The sequence below is a fragment of the Parapedomonas caeni genome (genome assembly GCF_041060555.1).
In the GTDB taxonomy this organism is placed as follows: domain Bacteria; phylum Pseudomonadota; class Alphaproteobacteria; order Sphingomonadales; family Sphingomonadaceae; genus CAUJIW01.
In genome coordinates, this window is the sequence record NZ_JBEUDS010000026.1 from 1 (window position 1) to 18,579 (window position 18,579).

At 67.9% G+C, this 18,579-nt stretch carries 17 protein-coding genes; 8 read left to right on the plus strand and 9 right to left on the minus strand.

Annotated features, from left to right (window positions below; all coding sequences use genetic code 11):
• Positions 1–161: 161 nt before the first annotated feature.
• Positions 162–440, plus strand: coding sequence for a hypothetical protein (locus tag ABU113_RS14405; RefSeq protein ID WP_454560197.1), 279 nt, complete (start codon positions 162–164; stop codon positions 438–440).
• Between the two features lie 15 nt (positions 441–455).
• Here ABU113_RS14405 and ABU113_RS14410 read toward each other — a convergent pair whose 3' ends face one another.
• The gene (locus ABU113_RS14410; RefSeq protein ID WP_454560198.1) at positions 456–785 is read right to left on the minus strand and encodes a hypothetical protein; all 330 of its coding nucleotides are present in this window, start codon (positions 783–785) and stop codon (positions 456–458) included.
• A 138-nt stretch (positions 786–923) separates the two neighbouring features.
• On the opposite strand from ABU113_RS14410, the gene ettA reads away from it, so the two are divergent.
• Both ettA and ABU113_RS14420 read left to right on the plus strand, forming a co-directional pair.
• Complete coding sequence (gene ettA, locus ABU113_RS14415; RefSeq protein ID WP_454560199.1) at positions 924–2,576, plus strand: energy-dependent translational throttle protein EttA; 1,653 nt, start codon at positions 924–926, stop codon at positions 2,574–2,576.
• Positions 2,577–2,785: 209 nt separating this feature from the next.
• Positions 2,786–3,199, plus strand: a complete 414-nt coding sequence (locus ABU113_RS14420; RefSeq protein WP_454560200.1) for a hypothetical protein — start codon at positions 2,786–2,788, stop codon at positions 3,197–3,199.
• 39 nt (positions 3,200–3,238) lie between these two features.
• On the opposite strand, the gene ABU113_RS14425 is transcribed toward ABU113_RS14420, so the two are convergent.
• From ABU113_RS14425 to ABU113_RS14435, 3 genes are all read right to left on the minus strand, one after another.
• The gene (locus ABU113_RS14425; protein ID WP_454560201.1) at positions 3,239–5,182 is read right to left on the minus strand and encodes a PAS domain S-box protein; all 1,944 of its coding nucleotides are present in this window, start codon (positions 5,180–5,182) and stop codon (positions 3,239–3,241) included.
• Positions 5,183–5,371: 189 nt separating this feature from the next.
• On the minus strand, positions 5,372–5,926 hold the full coding sequence (locus ABU113_RS14430) for an ATPase (RefSeq protein ID WP_454560202.1): 555 nt from the start codon (positions 5,924–5,926) through the stop codon (positions 5,372–5,374).
• An 11-nt stretch (positions 5,927–5,937) separates the two neighbouring features.
• A complete protein-coding gene (locus ABU113_RS14435) occupies positions 5,938–7,734 on the minus strand; it encodes a PHA/PHB synthase family protein (RefSeq protein ID WP_454560203.1) in 1,797 nt (598 codons plus the stop codon).
• Positions 7,735–7,936: 202 nt separating this feature from the next.
• Between ABU113_RS14435 and ABU113_RS14440 the strand changes: the two genes are divergently transcribed.
• From ABU113_RS14440 to ABU113_RS14460, 5 genes are all read left to right on the plus strand, one after another.
• The gene (locus ABU113_RS14440) at positions 7,937–9,154 is read left to right on the plus strand and encodes an LL-diaminopimelate aminotransferase (protein ID WP_454560204.1); all 1,218 of its coding nucleotides are present in this window, start codon (positions 7,937–7,939) and stop codon (positions 9,152–9,154) included.
• Positions 9,155–9,316: 162 nt separating this feature from the next.
• Positions 9,317–10,612: a homoserine dehydrogenase gene (locus ABU113_RS14445; RefSeq protein ID WP_454560205.1), complete on the plus strand. Its 1,296-nt coding sequence runs from the start codon at positions 9,317–9,319 to the stop codon at positions 10,610–10,612.
• 10 nt (positions 10,613–10,622) lie between these two features.
• On the plus strand, positions 10,623–11,597 hold the full coding sequence (gene glpX, locus ABU113_RS14450) for a class II fructose-bisphosphatase (protein WP_454560206.1): 975 nt from the start codon (positions 10,623–10,625) through the stop codon (positions 11,595–11,597).
• Complete coding sequence (gene recJ / locus ABU113_RS14455; protein ID WP_454560207.1) at positions 11,597–13,369, plus strand: single-stranded-DNA-specific exonuclease RecJ; 1,773 nt, start codon at positions 11,597–11,599, stop codon at positions 13,367–13,369. Before glpX ends, recJ begins: the two co-directional genes overlap by 1 nt.
• A gap of 108 nt (positions 13,370–13,477) precedes the next feature.
• Positions 13,478–15,034 carry an acetolactate synthase large subunit gene (locus tag ABU113_RS14460; protein WP_454560208.1) on the plus strand — a complete coding sequence of 519 codons (1,557 nt, stop codon included), beginning with the start codon at positions 13,478–13,480 and terminating at the stop codon, positions 15,032–15,034.
• 57 nt (positions 15,035–15,091) lie between these two features.
• On the opposite strand, the gene ABU113_RS14465 is transcribed toward ABU113_RS14460, so the two are convergent.
• The 5 genes from ABU113_RS14465 to ABU113_RS14485 all read right to left on the minus strand — a co-directional run bounded on the left by ABU113_RS14465 (position 15,092) and on the right by ABU113_RS14485 (position 18,575).
• Positions 15,092–15,298: a hypothetical protein gene (locus tag ABU113_RS14465; RefSeq protein WP_454560209.1), complete on the minus strand. Its 207-nt coding sequence runs from the start codon at positions 15,296–15,298 to the stop codon at positions 15,092–15,094.
• Positions 15,295–16,179, minus strand: a complete 885-nt coding sequence (locus tag ABU113_RS14470; protein WP_454560210.1) for a class I SAM-dependent methyltransferase — start codon at positions 16,177–16,179, stop codon at positions 15,295–15,297. The genes ABU113_RS14465 and ABU113_RS14470 overlap by 4 nt, the downstream gene beginning before the upstream one ends.
• Complete coding sequence (locus ABU113_RS14475) at positions 16,176–17,096, minus strand: phytanoyl-CoA dioxygenase family protein (protein WP_454560211.1); 921 nt, start codon at positions 17,094–17,096, stop codon at positions 16,176–16,178. Before ABU113_RS14475 ends, ABU113_RS14470 begins: the two co-directional genes overlap by 4 nt.
• Before the next feature lie 11 nt (positions 17,097–17,107).
• Positions 17,108–17,716, minus strand: a complete 609-nt coding sequence (locus tag ABU113_RS14480; RefSeq protein ID WP_454560212.1) for an acyl-homoserine-lactone synthase — start codon at positions 17,714–17,716, stop codon at positions 17,108–17,110.
• Positions 17,717–17,813: 97 nt separating this feature from the next.
• On the minus strand, positions 17,814–18,575 hold the full coding sequence (locus ABU113_RS14485; RefSeq protein WP_454560213.1) for a LuxR family transcriptional regulator: 762 nt from the start codon (positions 18,573–18,575) through the stop codon (positions 17,814–17,816).
• Between the last annotated feature and the right edge of the window lie 4 nt (positions 18,576–18,579).

The window sequence follows — 18,579 nt, forward strand, 5'->3', positions numbered from 1 at the left end:
TGCAAACTCCACCATAACGATGAACCCGGTGGCCACCAGCGACGCCGCATTCCGGGGTGGGGCATGCCCCACCCCGGAATACACCATCGCCTACACCGGAAATTACACCACGAGCGCGGACGCTAACGGCACGACTGCTGAACCACTTCACCAGCCGTACCGTGCAGGACAAGCGGTGCGTCATTCACATTCCGGGCTGGTATGGTGCGCGAGGCAAGCTGCTGGAAGAACTCAGCCGCATGGGGCGCCCTCCCTCTGCCGCGCAACTGCTCGGCCCCGAGACCGTCGCCTGGATCGCCCAGCAGTTCTGGCAGAGCAACCTGAGTCTCGCCGCGCGCCTCGGCTTGCCGCTCGCGCAGTGTGGCTACCCGGTCGATCCGCCGGTGGCGCCGGTTGACCGGCCACGTGCCGCGCCCTGGCACGCCTGGCTGGCGCGCTGAGCCTGGGGCGGGTGTTCAGGCCTGCCGGCCGCGTGCGCGGGCGGACGCCGGGACGGGAATGGCGGGGGCGGCGGGTTCGATGCGCTGGCGCCGGGCCGGCGGTTCGCCGTCGCGCTCCTTCAGGCCCAGCATGACGCCGATGCCGGCTTGGGCGCTGCCGAAGGTGATGGCGAACATCACGATCAGCATCACCAACGGAATGGCGCCGCCATTCATCACCAGTGTGCCGAGGCCGCCGGCATCGCTCCACAGCAGGAGCCCGAGCAGCACCCAGCCGACGACGATGCCGCCCAGCACATGCCTGGCGAGAAAGCGCAGCAACGGTTCCTGATGAGGTTTCAGCATGGGGACAGCCTAAACCAGGCTGGCGGCCCTGGCCATGGGCCATTTGTCGCGCCCGGCCGCATGGCGGCGGTTGTGAAGTGGCGCCCCCTCGGCTATGCCCGGCACAACTTTCCAACGACCGGATGATCGGGCAGGCGTATGAGCTACCAGTATACCTATGTGATGAAGAACCTCTCCAAGGCCTATCCGGGCGGCAAGGAGGTCTTGAAGAACATCACGCTGTCCTTCCTGCCGGGCGCCAAGATCGCCATCATCGGCGTCAACGGCGCCGGTAAGTCGACGCTGATGAAGATCATGGCCGGCATCGACACCGAGTTCACCGGCGAGGCCTGGGCCGCCGAGGGCGTCAGGGTCGGCTACCTGTCGCAGGAGCCGCATCTCGATCCCGAAAAGGACGTCAAGGGCAACGTGATGGACGGCGTCGCCGAGGATCGCGACACGCTGGCCCGCTACAACGAGCTGATGGCCGACTATTCCGACGAGAATATCGACGAGATCGGCCGGCTGCAGGACATCATCGACGCCAAGGATCTGTGGACGCTCGACAACCAGATCGAGATCGCCATGGACGCGCTGCGCTGCCCGCCCAGCGACGCCGACGTCACCAAGCTGTCGGGCGGCGAACGGCGCCGGGTGGCGCTGTGCCGGCTGCTGCTGGAGAAGCCGGACATCCTGCTGCTCGACGAACCGACCAACCACCTCGACGCGGAGTCGGTGGCGTGGCTGGAAAAGCACCTGCAGGACTATAAGGGTACCGTCATCCTGGTCACCCACGATCGCTACTTCCTCGACAACGTGGTGACCTGGGTGCTGGAACTCGACCGTGGCCGCGGCCTGCCGTTCGAGGGCAACTATTCCAAGTGGCTGGAAGGCAAGCAGAAGCGGCTCAAGCAGGAAGAGTCCACCGAGGAGGCCAAGCAGAAGGCGATCGCCGACGAGCTGGAGTGGATCCGCTCCAACGCCAAGGCGCGCCAGGCCAAATCCAAGGCGCGCATCAAGGCGTTCGACGAGCTGGTGAAGGCCCAGGCCGAGCGCGCGCCGGGGGCTGCCCAGATTCTCATCCAGACGCCGGAGCGCCTGGGTGACACGGTGATCGAGGTCAAGAACGTCTCCAAATCGTTCGGCGACCGGCTGCTGATCGACGATCTGACGTTCAGCCTGCCGCCGGGCGGCATCGTTGGCGTCATCGGTCCCAACGGCGCCGGCAAGACGACGCTGTTCAAGATGATCACCGGACAGGAGAAGCCGGACACCGGCACTATCCGTATCGGTGAGACGGTGCGGCTGGGCTATGTCGACCAGAGCCGCGACGCGCTCGACCCCAACAAGAACGTGTGGGAAGAGATTTCCGGCGGCAACGACATGTTCTATTTCGGCAAGCATCCGTTCCCGACGCGTGCCTATGTCGGCGCCTTCAACTTCAAGGGTGCTGACCAGCAGAAGAAGGTCGGCCTGCTCTCCGGCGGTGAGCGCAACCGCGTGCACATGGCCAAGATGCTGGCCAAGGGCGGTAACGTGCTGCTGCTCGACGAGCCGACCAACGACCTCGACGTCGAGACGCTGCGCGCGCTGGAAGAGGCGCTGGAGAGCTTCGCCGGCTGTGCCGTGGTCATCAGCCACGACCGCTTCTTCCTCGACCGCCTGGCCACCCACATCCTGGCCTTCGAGGGCGACAGCCATGTCGAGTGGTTCGAGGGCAACTTCCAGGCCTATGAGGAAGACCGCGTGCGCCGCTTCGGCGACGAGGCGACCCGGCCGCATCGCATCACCTACAAGCGGTTGACCCGCTGATCGCCGGGGAAGGCGGCAGACTGGTTCGTTCCGTCACGAGCTGTCCCGGCAAGAGACGCGCGGCATCCCCGCAGGGAACGCCCTGTCCTGATTCGGGACAGGGCGTTTTGTTGATGGTGCGAACCAATCCGCGGCAATCCTGATCCGCTCGACTTGGCATGATCCCTGCTGTCTCCCCGGCCAAGGGTACGACACCAGGGAGAACAGCGATGCCCCGCTCAGTGCATCTGCCGGCCGTTGAGGCCGATCATGACGGTATCGAACGCCTGTCCGCCTGCCTGGCGCAGGGCCGCCGGCGGTACCGGCATCTCAATCCCGTCGTCCGCCCGCCGGACGCCGTTTCCACGGTCGTGCCGTTTCCACGCGCCGGCCGTCTGGCGGCGTTGCGCGACTCCCCGTCAGGCCATGGCGCGCAGGAGACCGTGATGGAACGTCAGTGGCTGGACCTGCTGGAGCGGTTTTCGTGGGCGCATGAGGAAGCCCTCTATGTCCTGCGCAGCGAACGGCGTGATCTCGCCCGTTACCACCTGCGGCCGCGCGGCGTGATCGAGACCAGCATCGTCTATCTCGATGAGTTCGTTGCCGCCCTGGCCCGCCATGCGGCGTCGAATGAGCAGGGTTGATCGGGGGGTGCGTTGATGCGCGTCGCCTGGGCGACGCACTCACAGCATGATCGCCTTTAGCATCCGTTGGAGGTCGCTCTTGCGGAACGGTTTGGACAGCAGGTTGACGCCGGGTGCCAGCACGCCGCTTTCAATGATCGCGTTCTCGGCATAGCCGGAGACGAACAGCACCGGCAGGCCTGGGCGCAGGGCCTGGGCGCGCTCGGCCAGCGACGGTCCGTGCAGGCTGCCGGGCAGCATGACGTCGGTGAGCAGCAGCGCGATGTCGTGGTGCGCTTCGATCAGGGGAAGGGCGGTGTCGCCGGTCTCGGCGGTGATGACGTCGTAACCCAGGCTCTCGACCATGGCGGCGGTGAGCTTGAGTACATCCTGGTCGTCCTCGACCACCAGCACGAGCCGGGCGGCCCGTGGCGCGGCGAGGGCTTCTTTGGTGGTGTCGCCGGCCTCCGGGCCCGGTTTCCGGGCACTGGTGGTGCGCGGCAGGTAGATCTTGATGCTCGTGCCACGCCCGACCTCGCTGTAGAGCTTGATGTGCCCCTCGCTCTGCTTGACGAAGCCGTAGACCATGCTCAAGCCCAGCCCCGAGCCCCGTCCGACGGCCTTGGTGGTGAAGAAGGGTTCGAACACGCGGTTTGTCACCTCACTGCTCATGCCGCAGCCGGTATCCGACACCGCGATCATCACGTAGTCGCCGCTCATGACCTCGGCATTGGCAACAGTGTAACTGTCGTCCAGCGTCACATTGGCGGTTTCGATGATGAGCTTGCCGCCCGCCGGCATGGCATCACGCGCGTTGACGGCCAGGTTAAGGATGGCGTTTTCCAGCTGGCCGGCGTCGACATGGGTTTCCCATAGAGAGGGGGACAGGGCGGTGATGATCTCGATCCGCTCGCCCAGCGTGCGGTGCAGCAGGTTGACGAAGGCGCTGATCAGCGTGTTCACGTTCACCAGCCGGGGCTGGAGGGTCTGGCGGCGGCCGAAGGCCAGCAGTCGCTGCGTCAGCTCCGAGCCGCGCAGCGCGGCGGTCAGGCAGGGCGCCAGGTGCCGGCGCAGCTGTTCCTCGCCCTCGGTGATGTCATGCAACAGGTCGAGGTGGCCGACGATGACCGACAGCAGGTTGTTGAAGTCGTGCGCGATGCCACCGGTGAGCTGGCCGATCGCCTCCATCTTCTGGGCCTGACGCAGCTGCTCGCGCGCCTGTTCCGCCTCGTGGCGCTCGGTGCTATCGCGCAGGGTGCCGACGAAGGCATGGGTTTCCCCCAGCGGCACCTCGCCGACCGCCAGTTCGACGGGAAACACCGTGCCGTCCTTGCGCTGGCCCTTCACCTCGCGGCCGATGCCGATGATCTTGGCGTCGCGGGTGTCGTGGTAGTTGCGCAGATACTGGTCGTGTTCGCTGCGGAACGGGTCGGGCATCAGCATCGAGACGTTGCGGCCGATCACCTCCTCGGGGGTGTAGCCGAACATGCGCTGGGCGGACTGGTTGAAGAACTGGATTTCGCCGCGGCGGTTGATGGTCACCACGCCATCGACGACGACGTCGAGGATGGTGCTGATGAGGCCGCGCATGTGGGCCTCGCTCATCCGCAAAGTGTCTCCGGCCGCGACCTTGTCGGAAATGTCCCGGACCATGCGGCCGAAGCCTTGCCGACGCCCCATGGGTACCGTGATCACATGCGCCCAGAAGCAGGAGCCGTCCTTGCGGGCCTGGGTTTCCACCGCTTCGAAGTGACCGTCTGATTGTGCCGTCTGCAACTCCAGCAGCGGCTGCCCGTCGTGCCAGAGTTCCTCGGGGAACAGGGTGGAGAAGTGCTGGCCGATGATATCCGGCGAGGCGTAGCCGAACAGGTCGGCGGCATTGGCCGGCCAGCCGTCGATACGACCGTCGGGATCGAGGGAGATCAGGCTGTAGTCCCTGATCCCGCCGAGGAATGACCGTAGCAACTGGCGCGGGCTGAGGGATCGCTCGACCTGGAAGTCCATTGCTGCGCCCTCATGATGACACTTTGAAACTTCTCAATTCTACCTTGTGTTGCGGTGTGCCATCAAGAGTGGATGGAAATGGTCTTGTTTTGCGGTGACATTCGACCCTTGCCGCGGCCGCACTGGTGGTCCGAATCGCCCGGTCGGACGGCGCGGCAAGTTAGGATCGTGGAAGGACTCGGCAACGATTCAGGGTTGAACGTCCGCGCGTTTCGTTCGGGCGGCGGCGAAGCCGGACAACTGTTCCCCCAACACCTGGTCGACCGGGCTGGCAAGCGCTTCCAGCATCGCGTCCGCCGGGCCGGCAACCCGATAGGAGAGGCTGACGCGCGTCTGGCCATTTTCCATCCGCCGGAACGTCACGGTGAGTACCCCTTGCACGGACAAGGACTGCAACGGGCCAATGCCACCGCTCAGGCGCAGGGTGTCACCGGCAATGGCCTGGATGACGCGGGCATGCTCGACGCTGTTGTTCCCCCAATGCTCGCAGAAGCAGCCGCCGGCGTGCGGCGCCAGTGTCAGGGCGCGGGCATTGCCGGAATAGGTGTGCGCCGGCGACCACCAGTCACCGATCCGGATAAAGGCCTCATAGGCGGCCAGTGGCGTATCCGGCACCACGACCTCGTGGGTGGACAGGAAGCCCGACGCGGTGACCGCGCTGGCGGCGGCACGCGCGGGCGGCGTCGACGCCGCGGCGAAGGTGGTCAGGGCGATCGCGATGGCCAGTGTGTGTGTGCGCGACATCACGGGTCCCCCTACTTCGCCTTGACGTAGCTGCCCGGCGCGTCCTCGATCGGTGGGTACCCGGGATGACCGCCCGGCTGGCGCGCCGGCACCTGCTTGCCGGACTGTGGCGCCAGCCAGCCGATCCAGTCCGGCCACCAGGAGCCCGGATGCTCGGTGGCGCCGGCGATGAACTCGTCCAGCGTCTCCGGCAGCTGGTCGTTGGTCCAGTGCTGGTACTTGCGCGCTGCCGGGGGATTGACGACGCCGGCGATATGGCCGGAGCCCGCCAGCATGAAACGCATCGGGCCGGAGAACAGCCGGGTCATTTTGTACACCGAGCGGGGCGGGGCGATGTGGTCCTCGCGCCCGGCCTGGATGTAGGTCGGCGTCCTGACCTTGGTGAGATCGATCGGCGTGTCGCCCAGGGTGATGCCGCCAGGCTGGGCCAGCAGATTCTGGTGATATAGTTTTTCCAGATAGAACAGATGCATGGCGCGCGACATGCGTGTGGAGTCTGAATTCCAGTACAGCAGGTCGAAGGGGAAGGGATCGCGGCCCAGCAGGTAGTTGTTGACGACGTAGGACCAGATCAGGTCGTTCGAGCGCAGCAGGTTGAACGTCGTCGCCATGTAGCTGCTATCGAGGAAGCCGGTGTTGGCCGACAGCCGGTCCACCAGTTCAAGCTGGCCCTCGTCGACGAACACGCACAGGTCGCCGGCCTCGGTGAAGTCGACCTGGGCTGTGAAGAAGGTGGCGGTCTTGACCAGTTTCTGACGTCGCTTGGCGTGCAGGTGGGCCAGCGTCGCCGACAGCAGCGTGCCGGCCGAGCAATAGCCGATGACGTTGATGGATTTGACGTTGCAGATCTCGGCGACGACTTCCAGCGCCTTGACCTCGCCGTCGAGCATGTAGTCCTCGAAGCTGGTGTCGCGGTAACTGGAGTCGGGGTTGATCCACGACACCATGAAGACCGTCAGCCCCTGGTCGAGCGCCCATTTGACGAAGCTCTTCTCCGGCCCGAGGTCAAGGATGTAGAACTTGTTGATCCATGGCGGGCAGATCAGCAGCGGTGTCTCGTAGGTCGTCTCGGTGGTCGGGCTGTACTGGATGAGCTGGAAGATGCGGTTCTCGAACACCACCTTGCCCGGCGTGACGGCAACGTTGCCGCCAACCGAGAAGGCTTTCTCGTCCGTCATGGAAATCCGGCCCTGCTCAATGTCTTGCAGCAGATTTTCCAGACCACGGATGAGGTTCTTGCCCTGCTCCTCCACCGTCACCTTCAAGGCCTGCGGGTTGGTCAGCAGGAAGTTGGTCGGCGCCATCGCGTCGATGAACTGGCGGGTGTAGAACTCGGCCTTCGCCTTGGTCCTGGCGTCCAGGCCCTCGACGCTGGCCACCGTCTCGAACAGGAAATTGGCCGCCAGCAAGTAACTCTGGCGGATGAAGTCGAACACCGCGTGTTCCTGCCACTCCTTGGCGGAGAAGCGCTTGTCGCCGGGGCGACTGGCCACGACCGGGGCCGCCTCGTCGCCGCGCAGGGAGGTGGCGAAGGCCTGCCAGAGCTGGACACTGTTCTGCCAGAACTGGGCCTGTGCCTCGGCCAGCTTGTCGGGATTTTTCATCAGGTTGGTCGTCAACTGCGTCCAGGTTGGCAGCAGGCCGAGCGGGTCGGCGGGCAGGTCGCTGCTGGCCTTCGCGTTCTTCAGCCAGAACTCGGCGATGAGCTGCTGGGCGCGGCCGGTGAGGCGGGTCCATTGCTGGAACCGGGCGTGCAGGTCGGTGTCCGTGCCGTCATCGCCCGGTGGCAGGGTTTGCGTCGTCGTCATGTCCCCTCCGCGTCTCCCATCATGCGTCCGCCGACGCATCCGGCTGCCTGTCCCGCCACCGCCCCGGCGCGGCGTTTCGCGCTCGCCTTCAACGGGGGCAGGGACTATAAGGCCGTTGCCGCCAGCCTAGCCGACATCTCCGGCCGGGGGGAAGGCACAAACCCGATAGTTCGCAAAAGGTTCAAACCAGAAGGTTCAAACGATGAACGATGATTTCTACCGCGTGAAGCGCCTGCCTCCCTACGTGTTCGCTGAAGTGAACGCGATGAAGGCAGCCGCCCGAGCTCGCGGGGAAGACATCATCGATCTCGGCATGGGCAATCCGGACAGCCCGCCACCCGCGCATGTGATTGAAAAGCTCGCGGAAGTGGCGCGCAAGCCGGACGCGCACGGCTATTCGGCCTCCAAGGGTCTCAAGGGCCTGCGCAAGGCCCAGGCGGCCTATTACGAGCGCCGGTTCGGCGTCGAGCTCGACCCGGAGTCCGAGGTCATCGTCACGCTGGGCTCGAAGGAGGGCCTGGCCAACCTCGCCCAGGCGATCACCGCGCCGGGCGACGTCATCCTGGCGCCCAACCCCAGCTACCCGATCCACACCTTCGGCTTCATCATCGCCGGCGCCGCCATCCGCCATGTGCCGGCCAAGCCGGGGCCGGACTTCATGGCGAGTCTGGAGCGCGCCGTGCACTACAGCGTGCCCAAGCCCACCGCGCTGGTGATCGGCTATCCGTCCAACCCGACGGCGGAGGTGGTCGACCTCGACTTCTACGCCCAGGTGGTGGATTTCTGCCGCAAGCACGAAATCTGGGTGCTCTCCGACCTGGCCTATGCCGAGATCTACTTCGACGACGACAAGCCGTCGCCGTCGATCCTGCAGATTCCCGGCGCCAGGGACATCGCGGTCGAGTTCACCTCGATGTCCAAGACCTATTCGATGGCCGGCTGGCGCGTCGGCTTCGCGGTCGGCAACAAGCAGCTGATCGGCGCGCTGACGCGGGTGAAGTCCTACCTCGACTACGGCGCCTTCACGCCGATCCAGGCGGCGGCGGTGGCGGCGCTCAACGGCCCGCAGGACTGCATCGAGGAGGCCCGCAAGCTCTACAAGGCCCGCCGCGACGTGCTGGTGGACAGCTTCGGCCGCGCCGGCTGGGACATCCCGCCGCCGGCCGCCTCGATGTTCGCGTGGGCGCCGATCCCCCCGGCCTTCCGGGAAATGGGGTCGATGGAGTTCGCCAAGCAGCTGCTGGTCAACGCCCAGGTGGCGGTGGCGCCCGGCGCCGGCTTCGGCGAGATGGGCGAAGGCTATGTCCGGATCGCGCTGGTCGAGAACGAGCAGCGCCTGCGTCAGGCCGCCCGCAACATCAAGCGCTACTTCCAGTCGCTGGGCATCAATTCCGCCGGCGCCCGCTCGGCCGCCGAGTAGTCCGGTTCAGCCCGATCCGCCGTTCGGCCGGCCCGCGTACCCCGCGGCCGGCCGGCGGCGCCTCCCGCCGCGGGGTTGTCGCGGCCGCCCGGTTGTTCGACTGGCCGCTAGCCAAAAGCATCTCAAGCCGCTAGGACCATCCGCTTGAGAGATGGAATGAACATGTCTGAAAAACCACTGCGCGTTGGTCTGGCGGGTCTTGGCACCGTGGGTGCCGGCGTCGTCAAGCTGCTGGACGAGAATGCCGAACTGGTGCAGCGCCGGGCCAGCCGGCCGATCGTCATCACGGCGGTGTCGGCGCGGGACCGCTCGCGTGATCGTGGCATCGACCTTGGCCGCTTCGCCTGGGAGGACAACGCCCCCGATCTCGCCGCACGCGACGACGTCGATGCGGTGGTGGAGCTGATCGGCGGTTCCGACGGCCCGGCGCTGGCGACGGCGCGGGCGACCTTCAATGCCGGCAAGGGGCTGGTCACCGCCAACAAGGCGATGCTGGCCCACCACGGGCTTGATCTGTCGGCGCTGGCCGAGAAGTCGGGCTCGGCGCTCAAGTTCGAGGCGGCGGTGGCTGGCGGCATCCCGGTGATCAAGGGGCTGCGCGAGGGCCTGGCCGCCAACCGGGTGGACGCGGTCTATGGCATCCTCAACGGCACCTGCAACTTCATTCTCTCGGCGATGGAGCAGGACGGCAAGCCGTTCGCCGAGGTGCTGGCGGAGGCCCAGGCGCTGGGCTACGCCGAGGCGGACCCCACTTTCGACATCGACGGCATCGACGCCGCCCACAAGCTGTCGATCCTCTCGGCACTGGCGTTCGGCACCCGGCTCAATTTCCCGGCGGTGTCGATTGCCGGCATCCGCAACGTCTCGCCCACCGACATCGACTATGCCCGGGCGCTGGGCTACCGCATCCGCCTGATCGGGCTGGCCAAGATGGAAGCCGGCGGCCTGTTTCAGCGGGTCCACCCGTGCCTGGTGCCGCTCAACCATCCGCTGGCGCACGTGACCAGCTCGCTCAACGCCGTGGTGGCGGAAGGCAATTACGTCGGCCGCCTGCTGTTCCAGGGCCGCGGTGCCGGCGAGGGGCCGACCGCCTCGGCCGTGGTCGCCGATCTGGTGGACGTGGCGCGTGGCGAGTGGGGCGCGCCGTTCGCGATGCCTGCCGCCAGCCTGACCGACGCGCCGCCGGCCGACCCGGCCCAGCATGTCGGCCGCTATTACATCCGGCTGACCGTCGTGGATCGCCCCGGCGTGCTCGCCGACGTGACGGCGGTGCTGCGTGACTATGAGGTCTCGGTGGAAAGCGTGATCCAGCGCGGGGGCGCGCCCGATGGCGCGGTGTATTTCGTGCTGACCACGCACGCCGGGCCGCAACGGGCCGTAACCGATGCACTGGACCGCCTCGCCGCGCTGGACAGCGTGACGACGCCGCCGGTGATGATGCACATTCTTGATCTGTAAGGGCAGACACATGACACAAAAACCCTCCGAGGTACTGGATCGCGTCTGGGTGCTGGAAATGGTGCGCGTCACCGAGGCCGCGGCGATCGCCGCCGCCCGCCTGGCCGGCCGGGGTGACGAGAAGGAAGCCGACGCCGCCGCCGTCGAGGCCATGCGCGAGCAACTCAACCGCCTGCCGTTCGATGGCACCGTCGTCATCGGCGAGGGCGAGCGCGACGAGGCGCCGATGCTCTATATCGGCGAGAAGGTCGGCTCGGGCGGACCCAAGATCGACATCGCGCTCGATCCGCTGGAAGGTACCACCATCACCGCCAAGGCCGGCGCCAACGCCATGGCCGTGCTGGCGATCGCCGAGGCCGGTCACCTGCTCTACGCGCCCGACGTCTACATGGACAAGCTGGCCATCGGCCCGGGCTTCGCCGAGGGTCTGGTCGATCTCGACTTCGGGCCGGCCCAGAACGTCAAGAACTTCGCCGAGGCCAAGGGCGTCGACGTCGACGACGTGATGGTCTGCGTGCTCGACCGTCCGCGCCACGAGGCGCTGATCAAGGAGCTGCGCGCGGTCGGTTGCGGCATCAAGCTGATCCCGGACTGCGACGTTGCCGGCGTCATCGCCGTCACCGACCCGGAAGAGACCGGCATCGACATGTACATGGGTTCGGGCGGCGCGCCGGAAGGCGTGCTGGCGGCGGCCGCGCTGCGCTGCATCGGCGGCCAGATCCAGGGCCGGTTGCTGTTCCGTAACGAGGACGAGAAGGCGCGGGCCCGCAAGGTCGGAATCACCGATCTCAACCGCAAGTACAGCCTGACCGAGCTGGCCTCCGGCGACGTGATCTTCGCGGCGACCGGCGTCACCGACGGCGCGCTGCTGGAAGGCGTCAAGCGCAAGCCGGGCGGCTGGTTCACCACGGAATCGCTGGTGATGCGCGCCTCTTCGGGCACCGTGCGCTATGTGTTTGGCGAGCACCGCCGGAAGAAGCTCTGATGATGCACGCCGGGGCGTCCGTCTTCGGCGTTGATCACTCCATCCTCGGCCAGCCCTGGCGCTGGCGGGCGGTCCCCGGTGCGGGGGCCGCCATCGCCCAGGCCCACGGGCTGTCGGACGCCGTCGGCCTGGTGATGGCCGGCCGGGGCGCCGCGCCGGAAACGGCGGCGCGCCTGCTCAAGCCGACGCTACGCGACTGGCTGCCCGACCCGTCGCTGTTCAAGGACATGGACCGCGCCGCCGAACGGCTGGTGACGGCGATCCGCGGTGGCGAGGCCATCGTCATTTTCGGCGACTACGACGTCGATGGCGCCACCTCGACGGCGCTGCTGTGGCGGCTGCTGCGCCATGTCGGCGCCACCGTCAGCTTCTACATTCCCGACCGCATGACCGAGGGCTATGGTCCGTCGGTGCCGGCGATGCGCGCGCTGGCCGAGGCCGGCGCCAAGGTGGTGGTGACGGTCGACTGCGGCACCCAGGCCTTCGAGGCGCTGGCGGCGGCGGCCGAGGCCGGCCTCGACGTGCTGGTGGTGGATCACCACAAGGCCGGCTGGGAGCTGCCGGCCTGTCACGCGCTGGTCAACCCCAACCGGCTCGACGACGACGCCGGCCCCGAGTTCGGCCACATGGCGGCGGTCGGCGTCGCCTTCCTGCTGGCGATCGCGGTCAACCGGCTGCTGCGCGACAGCGGCTGGTACGCCAGCGGCCGCGACGCGCCGGACCTGATGACGCTGCTCGATCTGGTGGCGCTGGGCACGGTGGCCGACGTGGCGCCGCTCACCGGCATCAACCGCGCCTTCGTCGCCCAGGGGCTGAAGGTGATGGCCCGGCGCGACAATCTCGGCCTGGCGACGCTGGGGGACGTTGCCCGCATGGAGCGGGCGCCGGAGGCCGGCGACCTCGGCTTCCAGCTCGGGCCGCGCATCAATGCCGGCGGCCGGGTCGGTCGCTCCGACCTCGGCACCCGGCTGCTGATCAGCAGCGATCCGCTGGAGGCCCGCACGCTGGCGGAAGAGCTCGACCGGCTGAACGGCGAACGCAAGGCGCTGGAGGCGCTGACCACCGAGCAGGCGCTGGCGGTGGCGCCCGCCGCCGACCCGGTGGTGGTGGCCGTCGGCGAGGGCTGGCATCCCGGAGTCATCGGCATTGTCGCCGGCCGGCTGAAGGAACGCTTCGGTCGCCCGGCGGTGGTCATCGCCACCGAGGGCGGCATCGGCAAGGGCTCGGGCCGTTCGGTGCCGGGCGTCGATCTCGGCGCCGCGGTGCTGGCGGCCAAGGACGAGGGGCTGCTGGTGGCCGGGGGCGGCCACGCCATGGCCGCCGGGCTCACCATCGCCGCCGACCGGGTGGAGGCACTGCGCGACTTTCTGTCGACCCGGCTCGGCGAGGCGGTGGCGCGGGCCGCCGACGGCCGGGCGCTCAAGCTCGACGCGGCGCTGGCGCCGGGCGGCGTGACAGCGCAACTGGGCGAGGAACTGGCGGCGGCCGGTCCCTACGGCCAGGGCTGGCCAGCGCCCAAGCTGGCGGTCGGGCCGGTGTCGGTGGTCAAGTGCGACGTGGTGGGGCAGGATCATGTCCGCCTGATCCTCGCCGGGCGCGATGGCGCGCGGATCAAGGCGATGGCCTTCCGTCATGCCGACACGCCGCTCGGTCAGGCCTTCGCCGGCGCTGGCCGGCGGCCGCTCTATGTCGCCGGGCGGCTGGTGATCGACAGCTGGTCGGGCGAGCCCCGGCCGGAGCTGCACCTCGACGACGCCGCCTGGGCGGACTGACCGCCGCCGGCCGCCGCGTCCACTGTTCTGAGCCGGCCTCAAACCCCTTGGCAAGCGCGCCGGGGCGCGCCACTGTGCGGGCAACACGCGATCAATAGGGGAGCAGGCATGAACGGCGCCGATCTGGTTTTGAGCACCTTGAAGGCAAGCGGCGTCGATGTCTGCTTTGCCAACCCCGGCACCTCGGAGATGCATTTCGTCTCGGCGCTGGATCGGGTCGAGGGCATCCGGCCAGTGCTCGGGCTGTTCGAGGGCGTGGTGACCGGCGCCGCCGACGGCTATGGCCGCATGGCCGACAAGCCGGCGGTGACGCTGCTGCATCTCGGCCCGGGCTTCGCCAACGGCATGGCCAACCTGCACAACGGTCGCCGCGCCGGCTCGCCGGTGGTCAACATCGTCGGCGACCATGCCACCTATCATCGCCATCTCGACGCGCCGCTGACCTCCGATATCGAGGGCATGGCGGCAACCGTCTCCAAATGGGTGCGCGTCGCCAGCCGGCCCGAGGCGCTGGCGACCGACGTCGCCGATGCCGTGACCGCCAGCCTGGACGGCCCGCGCGGCAACGCCACCCTGATCCTGCCGGCCGACATCGCCTGGAACGATGCCCAGGGTCAGGTGACGGCGGCGCTGCCGCCGCAGACCCGCACGGCCAGCGAGGCGGCGGTGCGCGCCGCCGCCGAGGCGTTGCGGGGCGCCAGCAAGCCGGTGCTCTATGTCGGTGGCCGGGGCCTGCGCCGGCGCGGCCTGGAGGCGGCGGCCCGCGTCGCCGCCGTCACCGGCGCGCGGGTGGTGATGCCCACCTTCGCCGGCCGGCTGGAACGCGGCGCCGGCCTCGTCGAGGCCGAGCGGCTGATCTATTTTGGCGAAATGGCCCAGGCCCAGCTGATCGGCACCGATCTGATGGTGCTGGTCGGCGTCAAGCCGCCGGTTTCCTTCTTCGCCTATCCCGGCAAGCCGAGCGAGCTCGATCCCGAGGGCGTCGGCCGCGTCACCCTGGCGACGGAAGGCGAGGACGAGACCGAGGCGCTGGAGCAGCTGGCCGACCTGCTGGGCGCGCCCCGGCTGGCGGCGCTGGAGCGCGATCCGCGCAAGACGCTGATGCGCCCGGAGGCACCCACCGGCGCGCTCACCATCCAGACGCTGGGTCAGGCCATCGCCGCCACCCTGCCGGAAGGCGCCATCGTGTCGGACGAGTCGGCGACCGGCGGCGCGGCGCTCTATCCGCTCACCGCCGGCTGCCCGCCGCACGACTGGCTGTTCCTGACCGGCGGCTCCATCGGTCAGGGCCTGCCGGTTGCCGCCGGCGCCGCCGTGGCCTGTCCCGACCGCAAGGTGGTGTGCGTCCATGGCGATGGCGGCGCGATGTACACGCTGCAGGCGCTGTGGACCATGGCGCGGGAGAAGCTCGACGTGGTGACGGTGATCATCGCCAACCGCGCCTACGCCATCCTCAATGTCGAGATGGTGCGCACCGGCGCCCCGCCGGGGCCGAAGGCCGCACCGCTGTTCGACCTCACCAACCCGACGCTGGAGTGGACGGCGCTGGCCAGGGGCATGGGCGTCGAGGCGTTCCGCGCCACCACGGCGGAGGAACTGGTGGCGGCCCTGCGCACGGCGATGGCCACGCGCGGGCCGGTGCTCATCGAGGCGGTGATCGCGTGACAGCGATCAGCCGCGTCTGCTGTGCCGCAGCGCCGGCCGGTCGGTCCGGGGTGACGCTCAGGCGTGCCGTTGCGAGCGCTGGCGCTTGTCGAGGATATCCTCGATCTCCTCGATGGCGCACCACAGGAACATGCCGCCAACCTTGCTCTCGCGCTCCAGCTTGAGCCGGAAATCGTCCAACACATGCAGCATGGCGCCGAGCTGTTCGTCGGACAGCGCGCTGCTGTTCGGGGTCGGGGAAGTGGTCACGGCAACAAGTTTCATGATGAACTCCGTTCAAAAGCCAGCCTGAGCAGGGTGATGTTGCGTCTCTGGAAAGACGCCTCGGAAATGCGGAGGTAACGCTGGAAGCGCCGGGCCTCGGGTGTAAGGCGCTTACTGTCGCCATGGGCCGCCAACAGGCGGTGGCGCCACACCCGGCAGGTGCGGGCGTAGCCGTCGCCGTCGTCGGTGATGAGCAGGGGGCGGAACAGCCCGTCGCTGGCGGCGAGGATCTCGCCCAGCGTCGGCAGTTCGGCGTCGGGGAAGATTTCGCGGCGGATGAAATCGCTGAACTTGCGCGTCGACAGGGCGTCATAGGCGATGGTCTGCAGCGACAGCCGGCCGCCGGGCTTCAGCCAGTCGCGGCACGACTGGAAGAAGGCGCGATAGGTTGCCACCCGCCGGGCGGCGTCCAGCGTCGGCGAGGCGAAATGCTCGAACGCGCCGACGCTGACGATGCCGTCATAGAGCGCCGTCGGCTGGTGGTCGGCCCAGCTTTCCAGCCGGGCGCTGATGGCGAAGTCGCGCCGGGCGGCGATGTGTCGGGCCTGCTCGTGGCTCAGGGTCAGGCCGACGGCGCGCTGCACCCGCCAGTGGCGGACCAGCCGGTCCATCATCGCGCCCCAGCCGCAACCGATGTCGAGCACCGTCTGGCCGGGGGCTGCCGCCATGGCGCGGGCGTGCCAGTCCAGCTTCCGGATCTGCGCGGTTTCCAGATCGTCCGTGCCGTCCCACAGTGCGCAGGAATAGGTCATCGTCGGATCGAGCCAGCGTTCGAAGAAGCTGTTGCCGACGTCATAGTGATGACGCACGGCGTCGGCGCCGGTGGGCGCGGTGTCGGCCTGGCGCGGCAGGGTGATGGCGAGAGCCGGGGCGGGGGTCACGCGGCGGCCTCCTGCCGGCTGTTGATCTGGTCGATCATCGCCAGCTGCTCGGGCAACAGATAGTCGATGGCGCCCAGTCGGGTCGGTCGTTCACCGCTGTCGAGCAATATCGCCGGCGACTGCCCCTCGTAGCCGCCGAGATTGGGGCGATGGATGCGGTAGCCGATCAACGCCTGCAGTTCGGGGCTGAAGCCGGCGGCAATTTCCGGCGGGTAGGTGAGAAACATGTTTTCGTAGGTCTTCAGCCAGCCGAGGCAATAGCTGGTGAGGAAGCCCCGGCGTGGCGCCGACGTGGTGTTGGCACCCCCGCCGTGAAGGGTCTCGCCCAGCCAGAAGATCACGTCGCCAGGTTCGGCGGTGGCCTGCACCGCCTGGTCGTCGGGCAGCCAGGCGCTGGAGGTCGCCCGGTGCGAGCCCGGCCAGAACACGGTGGAGCCGTTCTCGGGCGTGAAGCGGTCGAGGCACCACATGACGTTGATGACGAAGGGGTGGGTGTAGCGGGCGCCATGCCACATGTTCTGGTCGCGGTGCGGCGGCTGGGCCGGCGCGCCGGGGTGGATGGCGAGCCCCTGGGTCAGGTTAAGCTGCATCCAGTCGCAATAGGGGCCAAGCAGGGCATCGCAGACATCGCGCACGACCGGATCAAGTACCAGCGCATGGCAGGCCTGCGACTTGTTGAGCGCGGCATGGAAACGCACCGTGCGGTCGCCATAGAAGGGGCCTTGCGCGAACGGCGTGGCGTCGAACCACGGTGTCAGTTCCTCACTGACCCGGTTGACGCGCGCGGCATCGGCGACGCCACGGGCGATACAGAAGCCATGGCGCTGGATGGTCTCGACGATGGCATCGGCGATGGCGGGTGTCTCGAAGCTGTCGTCGACTGGCGGGAAGCATGACGGGCGGGCGGCGGACGGCATGGCTCGGCTCCTCAGGCGGCGGCGCTGAGCGCGACGATGGGTTGATAGATGCCGAAGTTGGCGCGCATCCGCCGCAGCGAGGCGGCGTCGACGTCGATGCTGAAGGCGCCGATGTCGACGGCGCGGGTGCCGGTGGGCGGACCCAGGGGCCGGATGTTCCAGCCGTAGCCCAGGACGCGGGTGAACACGGCCATGTGGGTGACGAACACCAGCTGCTCGATGCCGTGGACGATCGCCACCTCCAGCATCGCCAGTGCCAGCCGCTGGCGGATGCGGGCGGCGGCGTTGCCGGACTGGTCGAACGGATTGTAGCACAGCCGGGACAGCTCCCAGATGTGCGCGCCGCGCGGCGCGCCGTCGGCACACAGATGCCCGAAGTGATCGGCCATCAGGTGAGGCCCGGTGGTGGGCAGGAAACGGGCCGAGCCGGCGACGTCGCCCGTGTCGTCGAGCAGGATCAGATAGTCGGCGTGGGCGTCGTAATCGTCCCGCTCCTCGTCGCCCACCGGCGTCAGCGGCCAGTTCATGCGGTCGATGAAGGCAACCTTGCGCTGGCGGTAGACCGCTCGCAGCAATGTGTGGTGGCGGCTGTGGGAATGGCGCGGAATGTGAACGAGCATGGCGTCCTCCTGTCCCGGCAAATGTGGACTGGGCGGCGCGGCCTCACATCCCCCTTAGGTCAGGGGGGTGTCTTTCGTTCGGATGGCTGTTTCAAGGTTACTCTGAGTCGCTGACGGCGGTCATGACTTCGCCATATGAGAGTTCTCCGTCGAACAGTGCGCGGACGACGGCGGTGGTCCGGCTGGAGGCATCATAGCGTCGCTTGACTTCCTCCACATGCTCCTGGACCGTGAAGGGACTCAGTCCGAGGATTTCGGCGATGACGGAATCCGATTTGCCCTTGGCGACCAGCGCCAGGCACTGGCGCTGGCGGGGCGTCAGCCGGCGGGAGCCGGTGTCGCGTTCGGCGCGCGATGGCACAAGACGTTTCATCGCCAGCCGGCGGGCCGCCTCGAAGGCATAGATCGCGGTGTAGTAAGCCAGCGGCAGCACGGATTCATCGACCGCCTCGCGAGCGACCAGGCTGGCACTGCCGGAAATGGTGCCCGGCACATGGACCGGCACCGTGAAGCCGAAATTGAGGCCCTGGTGCGCGGCCATGGCGAACACGTTCTGCTGATCAGTGGAGACCTTGACGGGCAGCTGGTCCCAACGGAAGGGCTGGGCGGTGCGCGAAGATATATGAATCACCGGGTCGACCTCGTGATAGCGCTTGCGCCGCACCATCAATCGCCAGTCGATCGGGTAGTTCACCATGTGAACCAGCCCGCGCGGGACATCGATCAGATCGACATGGCTGACCAGCGCGAAATGCTCGAAGCCCAGCGTTGGCAGGAAGCGGGCAAGCTCGGCCTCCATCACGTCGATGTCCTCAAGGGCACGTAAACGTTCAATGAATTCCAGCGTCGCTGCGGTCACGGCT

Excerpts from the sequence above, each read along its gene's own strand:
- ettA (WP_454560199.1), top strand. The coding sequence starts at position 924 with ATGAGCTACCAGTATACCTATGTGATGAAGAACCTCTCCAAGGCCTAT.
- glpX (WP_454560206.1), top strand. The coding sequence starts at position 10,623 with ATGACACAAAAACCCTCCGAGGTACTGGATCGCGTCTGGGTGCTGGAA.
- ABU113_RS14410 (WP_454560198.1), bottom strand. The coding sequence starts at position 785 with ATGCTGAAACCTCATCAGGAACCGTTGCTGCGCTTTCTCGCCAGGCAT.
- ABU113_RS14480 (WP_454560212.1), bottom strand. The coding sequence starts at position 17,716 with ATGCTCGTTCACATTCCGCGCCATTCCCACAGCCGCCACCACACATTG.
- recJ (WP_454560207.1), top strand. The coding sequence starts at position 11,597 with ATGATGCACGCCGGGGCGTCCGTCTTCGGCGTTGATCACTCCATCCTC.
- ABU113_RS14460 (WP_454560208.1), top strand. The coding sequence starts at position 13,478 with ATGAACGGCGCCGATCTGGTTTTGAGCACCTTGAAGGCAAGCGGCGTC.
- ABU113_RS14475 (WP_454560211.1), bottom strand. The coding sequence starts at position 17,096 with ATGCCGTCCGCCGCCCGCCCGTCATGCTTCCCGCCAGTCGACGACAGC.
- ABU113_RS14420 (WP_454560200.1), top strand. The coding sequence starts at position 2,786 with ATGCCCCGCTCAGTGCATCTGCCGGCCGTTGAGGCCGATCATGACGGT.
- ABU113_RS14430 (WP_454560202.1), bottom strand. The coding sequence starts at position 5,926 with ATGTCGCGCACACACACACTGGCCATCGCGATCGCCCTGACCACCTTC.
- ABU113_RS14445 (WP_454560205.1), top strand. The coding sequence starts at position 9,317 with ATGTCTGAAAAACCACTGCGCGTTGGTCTGGCGGGTCTTGGCACCGTG.
- ABU113_RS14465 (WP_454560209.1), bottom strand. The coding sequence starts at position 15,298 with ATGAAACTTGTTGCCGTGACCACTTCCCCGACCCCGAACAGCAGCGCG.
- ABU113_RS14440 (WP_454560204.1), top strand. The coding sequence starts at position 7,937 with ATGAACGATGATTTCTACCGCGTGAAGCGCCTGCCTCCCTACGTGTTC.
- ABU113_RS14435 (WP_454560203.1), bottom strand. The coding sequence starts at position 7,734 with ATGACGACGACGCAAACCCTGCCACCGGGCGATGACGGCACGGACACC.
- ABU113_RS14425 (WP_454560201.1), bottom strand. The coding sequence starts at position 5,182 with ATGGACTTCCAGGTCGAGCGATCCCTCAGCCCGCGCCAGTTGCTACGG.